Origin of the sequence: Gordonia sp. NPDC062954, from assembly GCF_044543825.1 — a bacterium.
GTDB lineage: Bacteria > Actinomycetota > Actinomycetes > Mycobacteriales > Mycobacteriaceae > Gordonia > Gordonia tangerina.
Map to the genome: position 1 here is coordinate 510209 of NZ_JBITWL010000001.1, position 11677 is coordinate 521885.

General features: G+C 67.4%; 14 protein-coding genes. 6 read left to right on the forward strand and 8 right to left on the reverse strand.

Annotated features, from left to right (window positions below):
• Window positions 1–11 precede the first annotated feature (11 nt).
• The 6 genes from ACIGKQ_RS02395 to ACIGKQ_RS02420 are packed head-to-tail and all read right to left on the reverse strand — an operon-like array spanning window position 12 to window position 2669.
• Window positions 12–569: an alkaline shock response membrane anchor protein AmaP gene (locus tag ACIGKQ_RS02395; RefSeq protein WP_235722414.1), complete on the reverse strand. Its 558-nt coding sequence runs from the start codon at window positions 567–569 to the stop codon at window positions 12–14.
• A complete protein-coding gene (locus ACIGKQ_RS02400) occupies window positions 566–1168 on the reverse strand; it encodes a DUF6286 domain-containing protein (protein WP_235722413.1) in 603 nt (200 codons plus the stop codon). The genes ACIGKQ_RS02395 and ACIGKQ_RS02400 overlap by 4 nt, the downstream gene beginning before the upstream one ends.
• Window positions 1165–1668 carry an Asp23/Gls24 family envelope stress response protein gene (locus tag ACIGKQ_RS02405; RefSeq protein WP_266061797.1) on the reverse strand — a complete coding sequence of 168 codons (504 nt, stop codon included), beginning with the start codon at window positions 1666–1668 and terminating at the stop codon, window positions 1165–1167. The genes ACIGKQ_RS02400 and ACIGKQ_RS02405 overlap by 4 nt, the downstream gene beginning before the upstream one ends.
• Window positions 1661–1843, reverse strand: a complete 183-nt coding sequence (locus tag ACIGKQ_RS02410) for a DUF2273 domain-containing protein (RefSeq protein WP_266061799.1) — start codon at window positions 1841–1843, stop codon at window positions 1661–1663. The genes ACIGKQ_RS02405 and ACIGKQ_RS02410 overlap by 8 nt, the downstream gene beginning before the upstream one ends.
• A 17-nt stretch (window positions 1844–1860) precedes the next feature.
• Window positions 1861–2181, reverse strand: a complete 321-nt coding sequence (locus tag ACIGKQ_RS02415) for a hypothetical protein (RefSeq protein ID WP_266061801.1) — start codon at window positions 2179–2181, stop codon at window positions 1861–1863.
• Window positions 2178–2669 carry an Asp23/Gls24 family envelope stress response protein gene (locus ACIGKQ_RS02420; protein ID WP_235722409.1) on the reverse strand — a complete coding sequence of 164 codons (492 nt, stop codon included), beginning with the start codon at window positions 2667–2669 and terminating at the stop codon, window positions 2178–2180. Before ACIGKQ_RS02420 ends, ACIGKQ_RS02415 begins: the two co-directional genes overlap by 4 nt.
• A 167-nt stretch (window positions 2670–2836) precedes the next feature.
• Here ACIGKQ_RS02420 and ACIGKQ_RS02425 point away from each other — a divergent pair, with 167 nt between their 5' ends.
• A complete protein-coding gene (locus tag ACIGKQ_RS02425; protein WP_235722774.1) occupies window positions 2837–3526 on the forward strand; it encodes an RNA polymerase sigma factor in 690 nt (229 codons plus the stop codon).
• Window positions 3519–3980: a hypothetical protein gene (locus ACIGKQ_RS02430; protein WP_396572145.1), complete on the forward strand. Its 462-nt coding sequence runs from the start codon at window positions 3519–3521 to the stop codon at window positions 3978–3980. Before ACIGKQ_RS02425 ends, ACIGKQ_RS02430 begins: the two co-directional genes overlap by 8 nt.
• A gap of 22 nt (window positions 3981–4002) precedes the next feature.
• Here ACIGKQ_RS02430 and ACIGKQ_RS02435 read toward each other — a convergent pair whose 3' ends face one another.
• Entirely contained in the window at window positions 4003–4521 is a 519-nt protein-coding gene (locus ACIGKQ_RS02435; RefSeq protein WP_235722407.1) for a hypothetical protein, read from the reverse strand.
• Window positions 4522–4662: 141 nt separating this feature from the next.
• On the opposite strand from ACIGKQ_RS02435, the gene ACIGKQ_RS02440 reads away from it, so the two are divergent.
• The 4 genes from ACIGKQ_RS02440 (at window position 4663) to ACIGKQ_RS02455 (ending at window position 10943) form a co-directional block, all read left to right on the forward strand.
• Window positions 4663–7050 carry an acetyl-CoA acetyltransferase gene (locus ACIGKQ_RS02440; protein ID WP_235722406.1) on the forward strand — a complete coding sequence of 796 codons (2388 nt, stop codon included), beginning with the start codon at window positions 4663–4665 and terminating at the stop codon, window positions 7048–7050.
• A 93-nt stretch (window positions 7051–7143) separates the two neighbouring features.
• Window positions 7144–8322, forward strand: a complete 1179-nt coding sequence (locus ACIGKQ_RS02445; protein ID WP_235722405.1) for an AI-2E family transporter — start codon at window positions 7144–7146, stop codon at window positions 8320–8322.
• 189 nt (window positions 8323–8511) lie between these two features.
• On the forward strand, window positions 8512–9747 hold the full coding sequence (locus tag ACIGKQ_RS02450; RefSeq protein WP_235722404.1) for an acyl-CoA dehydrogenase family protein: 1236 nt from the start codon (window positions 8512–8514) through the stop codon (window positions 9745–9747).
• A gap of 50 nt (window positions 9748–9797) precedes the next feature.
• Window positions 9798–10943 carry an acyl-CoA dehydrogenase family protein gene (locus ACIGKQ_RS02455; protein ID WP_396572147.1) on the forward strand — a complete coding sequence of 382 codons (1146 nt, stop codon included), beginning with the start codon at window positions 9798–9800 and terminating at the stop codon, window positions 10941–10943.
• A gap of 57 nt (window positions 10944–11000) precedes the next feature.
• On the opposite strand, the gene ACIGKQ_RS02460 is transcribed toward ACIGKQ_RS02455, so the two are convergent.
• Window positions 11001–11612 carry a TetR/AcrR family transcriptional regulator gene (locus ACIGKQ_RS02460; protein ID WP_287016689.1) on the reverse strand — a complete coding sequence of 204 codons (612 nt, stop codon included), beginning with the start codon at window positions 11610–11612 and terminating at the stop codon, window positions 11001–11003.
• Window positions 11613–11677: the final 65 nt, after the last annotated feature.

Genomic DNA, 11677 nt, shown 5'->3' on the forward strand with positions numbered 1-11677 from the left:
GCCGCCGCCGATCACTTCGAGTGTGGTTCCAGATGGATGAAGGCCTGCACGTGGACCTGCGCACCCTCGAGGGCGTCGCGGATCTCGTCCACCGCATCGCCCACGACGCCGGCGAGTTCGTCATAGGAACGCGTCGGTTGCGCCGTGACCGTGAGCCGGATTATCTTTCGGCCGCGGTCGTCGGTCGCCGTGGCCTTCGCCCCGTCGAGAAGCGGATTCGCGGCGAGTTGGGCGCCGACCGCGGTCGCGACCAGTTTCGGTGGCACCGTGAGCACCCCGGAGCGATTGCTGCCGTCGAGGACGAGGTCGTCGACCTTTCCGGGGCGGACCGTGGCCGTGAGCAGCCGCAGACCCCACAGTGCGGCGACGATGGCCACCGCGCCCAGGATCGCCGGCCACCAGGCGGTCTCGGCGGTCCGCGCCGCCCATCCCGCATCGATCCGGTCGATCCAGTCCCGTACGGGACCAACCTCGGCTCGCCACAGCAACGCACCCGCACCGACGGCTACGAGCAGCGCACCGATCACCGCCACTGTGAGCCGGTGCCACACCGCCGGCCTTCGGTTCATCGTTCATCACCTCCGCGCGCGCTCACGATTCTGACCTTGCGACGCAGCGGCGCGGCGATGGTCGACAACACCTCGCCCACGACCTGGTCGATGACCGATCGGTCCACCGAATCGTGCACCGTGACCGACACTTTCACGGTGCGACGGCCCACCACGGTCGTCGCATGCGACACACCGCCGAGCGCGGAGACCGCAGCACTGCAGCGCCGTGCGACATCACCGCGTCGGGTCCACAACACTTCGTGCTCGGCGACGCTCAGATGGGTGCGCCGACGGGGCCGCACGGCGAGCCAGAGCAACACGCCGCCTACGATGATCGACGCGACCGCCGCCGGCCACATCCAGTCCCACCAGTCGATGTCGGCCACCCACAGTGCGGCCGTGGTCAACCAACCGGGCCCGGAGATCCAGCCGGCCGCCACGAGCAGGTCGCGCACGGCGACCACGGCGAGGCTGAGCATTGCGACGCCGATCAGGACACCGGGCACCACCGCGGTGGGATTCGCGGCCGGCGCGAACACCTTCGCGTCGTGAGTGTCGGCGGTCTTGGCCGCGGTCGTGCGGTTGTGCTCGCCGGGAACCGACATCTGCGTCGTCACCGCTGTACCTCCTGACGTTCGGCATCGGGCCTTGCGTCTGCGTCCGCATCGTCGAGGGCCGGGTCGGGTTCCCTCGGCGCCGGAGGCACCGGAGGCAGCTCGGTGTAGCCGCGACGAGGGTCACCGGTGGCGGCGATGTCGGCGGCGTTCACCACCGCCGCGACGGAGACGTCCACTCGTGACGGTCGATGTCCGGTCAGCCGATCGAGATCGCGGGTCACCGCATCGCGCACCATCAGGCACACATCGGTGAGCCGGCACGGCCACCGCACCGCGATCGTCACCTGCACCCGCGGCGTCGCCGCCGACATGTCCACCGAGACCTGCGGGTAGTCGCCACCGGCGATGGCCCGGCCCGGCGTCGAGCCGGACAGCATCGACCCGAGCGTCGTCCGGTGGGTGATGACGCCGTGGACTCCGAGGGCCGCACGGACCGCGGTCTTCTCACCGACGCGATCGGCGATGACCAGGCCACCGCGGGCGGTGGCATGGTCAACCACGGTTGCGGCTCCGTACCACGTCCCGCACATCGATCACTCCGTCGCGCTGCAGACCCGCCAGCACCCCGATCGCACCGAGCACCAGCGCGAGCACGAAGCCACCGAAACCACCGGTGATCGCCGCTATCGCCAGCAGCAGGCCGGCGATCATGCCGACCACCGCGTTCTGTGGCATCTGGTTCTCCTTCCCCATCACAACCCACCATCGGCTGCATCGATCGGCTCGGTCCTGACGCTGATGTCCTCGACCGTCACGACGGTGGGGACGCCGGTCAGGTCGTGCACCGTCTCGCGCACCGCCGACGCGACCTCACGAAGGTCGTGGGTCGCGTCGACAAGGATATGCACCTCTGCCGAATCATCTTCCAGCACAATGCCGTTCACCCGTCGACCGGGCAGATAGGTGGCGATCTCGCCGAAGATCCCGCCGTACAATCCGGCGACCCCGGGCACGGCGGTCACGGCATCCACCACACCGGCCGCGGTTGTCGCCTGCGCGTCCGGTGTGCTCACTGGACGCGCGGGGTCTCGTCGACGCCCTCGTCGTCGTCCTCGAAGCGGATGTCGTGCACCGTGACGTTCACCTCGGTCACCTCGAGTCCGGTCATCTGCTCGATGGCGGTGATGACGTTGCGCCGAATGGCGGCGGCCAGCTGGTGGATCGCCACGCCGTAGTCGGCCACGATCGACACGTCGACGGCTGCCTGCCGTTCCCCCACCTCCACGGCAATCCCCTGAGTGGTGCTGGTGGTCGCGCCCGGCAAAGCTTCCCGGACCCGGCCGACCACCCGCTCAGCAGCGCCGCCGACATCTTGGACGCCGTCGATCTCGCGGGTGGCGATACCCGCGATTTTCGCCACGACGATGTCGGAGATCGATGTCCTCCCGCGATCGCCGGCCGGGTCCTTGTGCACCAGGCTGGTGCCGACACCGCCGGTGGCGGCCGACGGCCGCTCCCGCTCGATGGTGGCGGACTGGGTGCGGCTGGTCGTGTCGGACATGCGAACTCCTTCGTTCTCCGGGGGCCACCACGTTCTTCGGTGCGCGACCTGCGTACCCGGGCGGTGGCCCGTGTATAGAGTCAGTCGCAGTGGAAACGGAAAGTGCACGCACGAGTTCTGGTGATGCCGGTCACATGAATGGTTCAAGGTTCCCACGAGTGGCCGGCATGGATGGCCATGGGCCGACGGCACACCGGCCCGCATCGTCGCCGCTGGAACTGACGGCGATGTCCGACGACGAGTTGGCGGCAGCCGCCGCGGTCGGTGATCGTGAGGCCTTCGGCCTGTTGGTGGCGCGCGTCCCTCCCGGCCTGCTGCGCTATCTGAGACGCATGGTGCCCGACCCCCAGACCGCCGAGGATCTCGCCCAGGAGACCTTGATGCATGCGTGGAAGAGCCTGCCGGATTTCGCATTCCGCAGTTCCTTTCGCACCTGGATGTTCGCCATCGCTCACCGTCGGACCACCGATTACCGACGCAGGCGTCGCGAGTTGCCCACCGCCGACGAGCAGTTCGCGGCGCTCGCCGACCCATGCCCCCTCCCCGCAGATGTCGCCGAACACTCCTCGTTGGTCGAGGCATTGCGCACCGAACTCGGCAACCTGCCGCCCACCTCGCGCACGGCGTGGTGGCTGCGCGAGAACGAGGGGATGTCGCTCGACGAGATCGCCCGGGTGTTGCAGACCAGCACCGGGTCCGTCCGCGGTCATCTGCAGCGCAGCAGGAGGTATCTGTCCATCCGGCTGCGACCCTGGCGCCCCGGCGGCCCACCCGATGCGGAGAAACCCCCGACAACCAGACCGCCACGGAACACAGACCGATCGACAACATCCGGGAAGGAGCGCAACCGTGAATGACATATTCGTCGACGGTGGGCACTCCGACGAGACGGACGCGTGGCTGGTGGAGGCGAGTCGAGACCTCGACGAACCCGACGAGGACGTGACCCGTCTGATCGACGCGATCTCCACCAACCTCGACCGGGTCCGACGGCCGGCCCGCACCCTCGCCACCGATGAGCCCGGCGTCCGGGTGAGCGATCGAATCATCAAGCAGCTGCTGTCCATCCGCATCCGATCCACGATCGGGCGACTCGTGGTCTTCGTCACGGTCGACGGGGACGACGACGTGGTCGCCGGTCTGCGGATCGGACTGATCGCGCGCTACCGCGACGACCTCCTCGCGTTGTCCAACGAGGTGCGCGACGTCGCCGAAGCAGTGTTGAGCGCAACCCTCGGAGACTGGAGCAGCGCGGCTGCGCGACAAGCCATCACGGTCCGATGGCAGGATGTGTACACCCGGCTGACCTGACGGGCGCGTTCGGTCGGCAGCCTCAGTCCACGACGGGACCCGTGCTGCGCACCTCGTCGACCCGGTCCATCGCCGTGCGAAGCTCGGTGAGCCACGAATCCGTGTGCTGCCCGACGAGTTTCACACACCAGGCCAGCGCATCGGCGCGACTGCGTGCAACCCCGGCCGAGACCAGTGTGTCGAGTACCTGGCGTTGCGGTTGACGCAGTCGCGTCATGACGGGCACGGCGAGGTGGGTGAACAACTGCGCGGATTCGCCGCATCGCACGCCCCAGGCGACCTTGCGGTCGAATCGATGTTCCGCCTCCCGCGCAACCTCTATGCGTTGATCACGCGTGGTTTCCCGGAAGCGCGCGATCCGGCCGGCCTCGGCCTGCGCGACCGTCGCCGGATCGGCCCCGGATTCGGTATCGGGCGCAGCAATGGTGCCGACGATGGTGATCTCCTCACGATCAACCGATACCTCGGGTGCGCCGACGAACAATTCGTCGGGCAGGCGTCCGGCCAACCATCCGCTCACTTCTGCCGCGGTATCGGACATGGCAACCTCCAGGTGATTACTTGTAATCAGTATTACTTGCATTCAGGGTAGCTCGATCCATGGTTCGGAGCCAGCGCCTCATCGCCCGAAGAATCAGGGGTAGGTCAGCGCGAGCGGTGACCGGAGTGCATAAATGGACACATGCCGAGATCTGTCTCTATCCACGCGCTCGATCCGAACACTCCGGTCATCGTCGGGGTCGGCCAGTCGTCCGAACGCCTCACCGACGACGACTACCGAGGCCTCTGCGAATCCGACCTCGCATCGCGCGCCGTCGAGGCGGCGCTGGCCGACACCGGCGTGGTCGCACCTGCGGTCGCCGCCGAGATCGACACCGTCGTCGCTGTGCGCACGTTCGAACAATCCACTCCGATGTCATCCTCGCCGCTGGGCAGACCGGACAACATGCCGCGGGCGGTGGCCAAACGGATCGGGATGGACCCCGAACACGCCGTGCTCGGGGTGACCGGCGGGCAGAGTCCACAGAGCCTGCTGACCGAGTTCGCCGGCGAGATCGTCGCGGGGCGTCGTTCGGCGGCAATGATCTTCGGCGCCGAGGTGATGTCGACGGTGCGCCACCTGATGTCGACCACCACTGAGCGCGATCGACCCGATTTCACCGAGCAGGTCGGAGGTCAACTTGAGGATCGTGGCTTCGCGATCGCCGGTCTCACGACCCACCAGGAGGCGAAACACGGACTGCTGTCGCCGGTGGCCCAGTACGCGGTCCTGGAAAACGCCCGTCGCCACCGGGTCGGCCTGCCCCGCGGACGCTATACCGAGACCATGGGCGAACTGTTCGCCCCGATGTCGGAGGTCGCGGCCGCCAACCCGCATGCGGCAGCCCCCACGGTGCGATCTGCATCCGAACTCGCCACCGTGTCGGAGACCAATCGCGTTGTGGCCGACCCGTTCACCAGGTTCATGGTCGCGCGCGACCAGGTCAACCAGGCGGCCGCCACCCTGGTGATGTCCGTGCGGGTCGCCCGACAACTCGGGATCGACCCGTCACGGTGGGTGTTCCTGCACGGCCACGCCGACACCCGCGAGCGCCCACTGATGCAGCGCCCAGACCTCAGCCGCGGGCCGGCGGCCGCCGCGGCCGTGCAGCACGCGCTCGCGGTGGCCCAGATCGGCCTCGACGACGTCGCGCACCTGGACATCTACAGTTGCTTCCCGATCGCGGTGTCCAACGTGATCGATCCACTCGGCATCGATGCCGACGACCCCCGCGGATTGACCCTGACCGGCGGTCTGCCGTTCTTCGGCGGCCCGGGCAACAACTACTCGATGCACGCGATCGCCGAGGCCGTCGACCGGTGTCGTGGCGAGCGCGACTCGTTTGCACTCGTTGCGGCCAACGGCGGCATCCTCAGCAAGACGTCGGTGGGGATCTACAGCACCCGACCGACCGCATGGTCGCCGGACGACTCGAGCGGTGTACAGGAGGTGCTCGACGCCGCTCCCCGCGTACAGACCTCGGATTACGCCGACGGTCCGGCGACAATCGAGGGATTCACGGTCATGCCCGGCCGCGACGGCTCACGAACCGGCATCGTCATCGGCCGTCTCGACTCCGGTCGACGGTTCATCGCCACAGTGGCCACCGACGACGAGTCGATGTTCGAACTACTGGCCACCGACGACCCGGTGGGCGCCGACATCTACGTCCGGTCGAGCGCGAAGGGCAACCGCGTGTTCACCGATCGGGCATCGATGCTCCGTCACCACCCACCGGTTGCGCCCACCTTCCGTTCCTCCTACGAGCACGTCGAGGTCCGCCGCGACGGCCACCTGTTGGAGGTGACGATCAATCGCCCCGAGGCGCGCAACGCACTGCACCCGGCCGCGAACGCCGAACTCGATGAGATCTTCGACGCGTACTTCGCCGACGCAGACCTCTGGGTGGCGATCCTGACGGGTGCCGGCGACAAGGCGTTCTCCGCCGGCAACGATCTCGCGCAGACCACCGGTGCCGGCCTGGAGATTCCGGGCAACGGCTTCGCCGGGCTCACCTCCCGCCGATCGATGCCCAAACCCGTCATCGCCGCGGTCAACGGCTTCGCCCTGGGCGGCGGCTGTGAGATCGCGATGGCCTGTCACATCGTCGTCGCCGACGAACGCGCCACCTTCGGCCTCCCGGAGGTCAGGGTGGGTCTGGCGGCGCTGGCCGGCGGGCTGGTGCGCCTGCCGGCCGCCGTCGGTGGGGCGCTGGCCCGCGACATGATTCTCACCGGACGACGACTCGACGCCGCCGAGGCGCTGGCCGCAGGACTCATCAGCCGCATCGCGCCACCCGGCGAGGTGATGGACCTCGCGCGCACCGTGGCCGCCGAAGTACTCGCGGCGTCACCCACATCGGTGCGGGAATCGCTACGCGCCATGGACACCGCGGCTGCCATCCCCGATGAGATCGAGGCCATCGAGGCGACTTCGGCCGCCATGGACAGCCTGCTGGTCAGCCAGGACACGATTGAAGGGATCACCGCGTTCGTCGCCAAGCGACCACCACGCTGGACCGGTCGCTGACCGCATCGTCGGTGAATTCGGCGGCCGGAGGGTTACCATTCGTCCGACCATCGGCGAGCCATTCGCCACAGCCACACGACGAGAGGCTCGGACATGACGCTGGAGCAGGCAGGCACCGAGGAGCCGAAGGGCTGGTCGATGCCGCGGGGCACGATCGTGTTGCTCTCGGTCACCGGCTTGATCGTCACCGTCGGCGGCATGAAGGCGGTGTCCGGCCTCGTGGGGCCGATCTTCCTCGCCCTGATGCTCACGGTGGCCGTCCAGCCGATCCCGGTGTGGCTGCGCCGCAAGGGAATGCCTACGTGGCTCGCCTTCGTCGCCACCCTGGTGGCCGTCTATGGCATCTTGTTGACACTCTTCGGGTCGCTGGCCTTCTCGATCGCCCGGCTCGCGACGATCCTGCCCGAGTACGCCGACAAGTTCCAAGGCCTCATCGACAACTTCCAGGAGTTCTTGACCAGTCACGGCGTGAGCCCGGACAACGTGCACAACATGATCTCCCACGTCGACCCGGGCAAGGCGCTCGGATACATGTCGGACGTCCTCGAGAGCACGTTGTCGGTGGCGTCGGCGCTCATCCTGGTGGTCACGCTCCTGCTGTTCATGGCCGCCGACGCGATGTCCTTCGACAAGCGCATCGATGTGCTGCGCGGCATCCGACCCGACATCGCCATGGCGTTCCGCAGCTTCGCCCAGGGCACCCGCAGTTACCTGCTGGTGTCCACCGTCTTCGGCCTCATCGTCGCCGTCTTCGATTCGGTGGCGCTGTGGATCGTCGGCATCCCTCTGCCGATCCTCTGGGGACTGCTCTCGTTCATCACCAACTACATCCCGAACATCGGGTTCGTCATCGGCCTGATCCCCCCGGCCCTGCTGGCCCTGCTCGACGGCGGCTGGGGTCAGATGCTGTTGGTGATCGCCATCTACAGCGTCATCAACGTGGTGATCCAATCGGTGATCCAACCAAAATTCGTCGGCGACGCCGTGGGGTTGTCCACAACGTTGACCTTCCTTTCACTCGTGTTCTGGGCGTGGGTCATCGGACCGTTGGGTGCGATCCTCGCGGTGCCGCTGACGCTGATGTCCAAGGCCCTGCTCATCGACATCGATCCGTCCACGCGGTGGGCCGACATCCTGCTGTCGTCGTCGGCACCGAAGTCCGAACCCGACGCGGGCACCGGGCCACCCACCGACGAGGCCTCCCCGGACGCCGACGGCGACGCCGGACCGGACAGCCCCGGCGAGACCGGAGCGTCCCCGCAGCCGAGCTGAGGGCACTTACCCCGCACGAACTTCACACCGCGACAGCGACCGTCGCGCGAACTCGCCACCGGCAAAACCCGCATCTGCTTCCCCACGCGGGCGACGTCGGAGTACATTCGGCGTGTCACATATATTTGATACGTAGGTGGCAACGACGTGAGCGCACAGCTTCAGTGAAGACAGAGGTGGCAACTCGAAATGGACATGACATGGTCGGACGCCGACATCGCGTTCCGCGATGAGGTACGGGAGTTCCTCGAGGCCAAACTGACCCCCGATCTGCGCGCCGCGGGCCGCCTGCGGACCAGCGTGTACGCAGATCACGAGGCGTCTATGACGTGGCAGGCAATCCTGCACGAGCGCGGCTGGGCCGCGCCCGCGTGGCCGGTCGAATACGGCGGCTGCGATTGGACCCTCGGGCAGCACTACCTGTTCAGCCGCGAATCGATCCTGGCCGGCGCACCGGCGCTGTCGCCGATGGGCATCCGGATGGTGTCCCACGCGATCATGGCATTCGGTACGCAGGAGCAAAAGGACTTCTACCTGCCCGGCATCCTCGACGGCAGCGTGTTCTTCTGCCAGGGCTACTCCGAGCCCGAGGCAGGTTCGGACCTGGCGTCTCTGTCGATGGCCGCGGTCAGCGATGGCGACGACTTCGTGGTCACCGGTAGCAAGATCTGGACGACGCATGCCGCGGAGGCCAACTGGATCTTCTGCCTGGTCCGGACGTCCCGCCAGGAGCGCAAGCAGCAGGGCATCACTTTCTTGCTGATCGACATGAACTCACCGGGCATCGAAGTCCAGCCACTCGTGATGGCCTCCGGTGAGCAGGTCCAGGCACAGGTCTTCTTCGACGGCGTCCGGGTCCCGAAGCGCAACGTGCTCGGCAAGGTCGACGAGGGTTGGACCGTCGCCAAGTACCTGCTGATCTTTGAACGTGGTGGTGGCGCCGCGGCCCCCGCCCTGCAGGTGATGGCCGAGAACATCGCAGCCGAAGCCGCCGCGATGACCGGGCCGTCGGGTGTACCCCTGATCGAGGAACCGGCGTTCGCGGCCAAGCTGGCCGACGTACGTGTGCGCGCGAAGATCCTCGAGGTCCTCGAGTACCGTGCGCTGGCCGCGATGAGTTCCGGCGGAGATGCCGGGTCGCTCGCCTCGATGCTCAAGATCCTCGGCACCGAACTGAGCCAGAAGATCACCGAACTCGACCTCGAGGCCGCAGGAGTGCACGGGCGCGTGTACCAGCCGCACGCCGCTGCCCCCGGCGGTCCGATCAACCGGTACACCCCGCCGACCGACGGGTATGTCAGCGGCGAGGCATGGCAGGCCGTCGCCCCGCTGCACTACATGAACGATCGTGCCGGATCTATCTATGCGGGCAGCAACGAGATCCAGCGGAACATCCTGGCCAAGGCCGCGCTGGGACTCGGGTAGACAACCGCGGTCCCACATCAACCCGGCACACAAACGGAGCACACAGAACAATGGACTTCACCCTCACCCCGGAACAACAATTGCTGCGCGACGGACTCACCAAGTTCCTAGGCGCACGCTACGACCTGGAGGCCAGCCGCGAGGTGGCCAAGGTGGGCGCCGGATGGCAACCCGAGATCTGGCGCTCGTTCGCCGAGGAGCTCGGCGTGATCGGCGCCTGCCTACCCGAATCCATCGGCGGTGACGACGGCGGACCCGAAGAACTGATGGTGGTCACCGAGGCCCTCGGACATGCGCTCGTCGTAGAGCCGTTCGTCGACACCGTGGTGCTGGGCGCGCGTCTGCTGGCCCGCACCGGTCACCCGCGGGCGCTGGCCATCGGTGAACAGATCGTCAGCGGCAACGCACTGACCGCGCTCGCCGCGATCGAAGACGGCTCGGGCGGCATGCTCCACCACGTCGGCACCCGGGCCGAGAAGTCGGGCGACTCGTGGATCATCAACGGTGCCAAGGCCGTTGTCACCACCGCGCCACTCGCCGATCACCTGATCATCACGGCGCGGACCGGCGGTGAGACCCGTGAACGCGACGGGGTGTCGATGTTCCTGGTGGACCTCACCGAGACCGTGCCCGAGGGCCTGACCATGCACGCGGTGCGCACCATCGACGACCGCCGGGCCGCGGACCTGACCTTCACCGACCTGCGGGTCGACGCCGACGCACTGATCGGCGCCGAGGGGCAGGCTCTCCCCGTGCTCGAGTACGCGTGGGATGAGGCGACCGCGGCCGTGGTCTCCGAGGCGGTCGGGGCGATGCGCAAGGTGCTCGACGACACCGTCGAGTACGCCAAGCAACGACAGCAGTTCGGTCAGCCCATCGGTAGCTTCCAGGCTCTGCAACACCGCATGGTGGACATGCACATCGAACTCGAGCAGGCGGTTGCCGCACAGTATTACGCCATCCTGACCCTCGACGCCGAACACGCAGCACGAGCCGCGGCAGTGTCGGCAGCAAAGGCCACTGCCAGCCGCGCGGCCAGGTTCATCGGCCAGAATGCAGTCCAACTGCACGGCGGCATGGGTATGACAGAGGAACTGGCCATCGGCCACTACTTCCGCCGATTGACCGCTGTCGAGTACGAATTCGGCTCAGCCGACGCTCATCTCGCGCGCTTCGCCAAACTGGCCGACGCCTGAGCAACCACCGATGCGACCAACGTCCCGGTGCGCACCGTCGCACCGGGACGTAGGTCGTCAACTCCGGATGTTCGCTCCTATCAGGGCGATACATGCCGCCACCACGGGTTCGACGATGCTGTAGAGGGACCGGTCCTGTTCCATCGCCGACGCCGCCAGTTCGCGGATACCACCCCAGATCATCACCGCCGTCTCATGCGTCATCGGAGAGATGCCCGCTTCCCGCATACGCGGCGAGTCGGTGAGCGGCACCAGAACCGCGATGAGCGATTCCATCGCGTCCACCTGGACGCGGCGCGCCGAGTCCCCGAGTGCCGGCAGTTCACGAATCCAGCTCCAGGCGATCGCCGGGTTCTGTTCGGTGACCGACACATACGCCTCGACCGCCTGCCGGATCTGCATGGTCCACTCCGCGGCAGGATCGACATCCTCGGAGATCGCCTGGATCATCGCGTCGTTGGTGGTGCGCAGGAGATCGACGAAGCAGGCCTGTTTGTCGGCGAACTCCTGATAGAAGGAACGGCGCGAGGTCCGCGCGACCCGGACCACGTCGGCGACCGTGGTCTCCCGATAGCCGCGTTCCATCACGCAGGTGGCCATGGCCTGCAGAAGCCGTTCCCGCACCGGGGATGCGGCGCCCTCCGACGAGACGACAGCTTCGGGCAACATGCCCCAACGATACGACCCCGCCCTTGTCAGTCGCGGTACGCACGCGTACCGTCGGGTGGTACGGA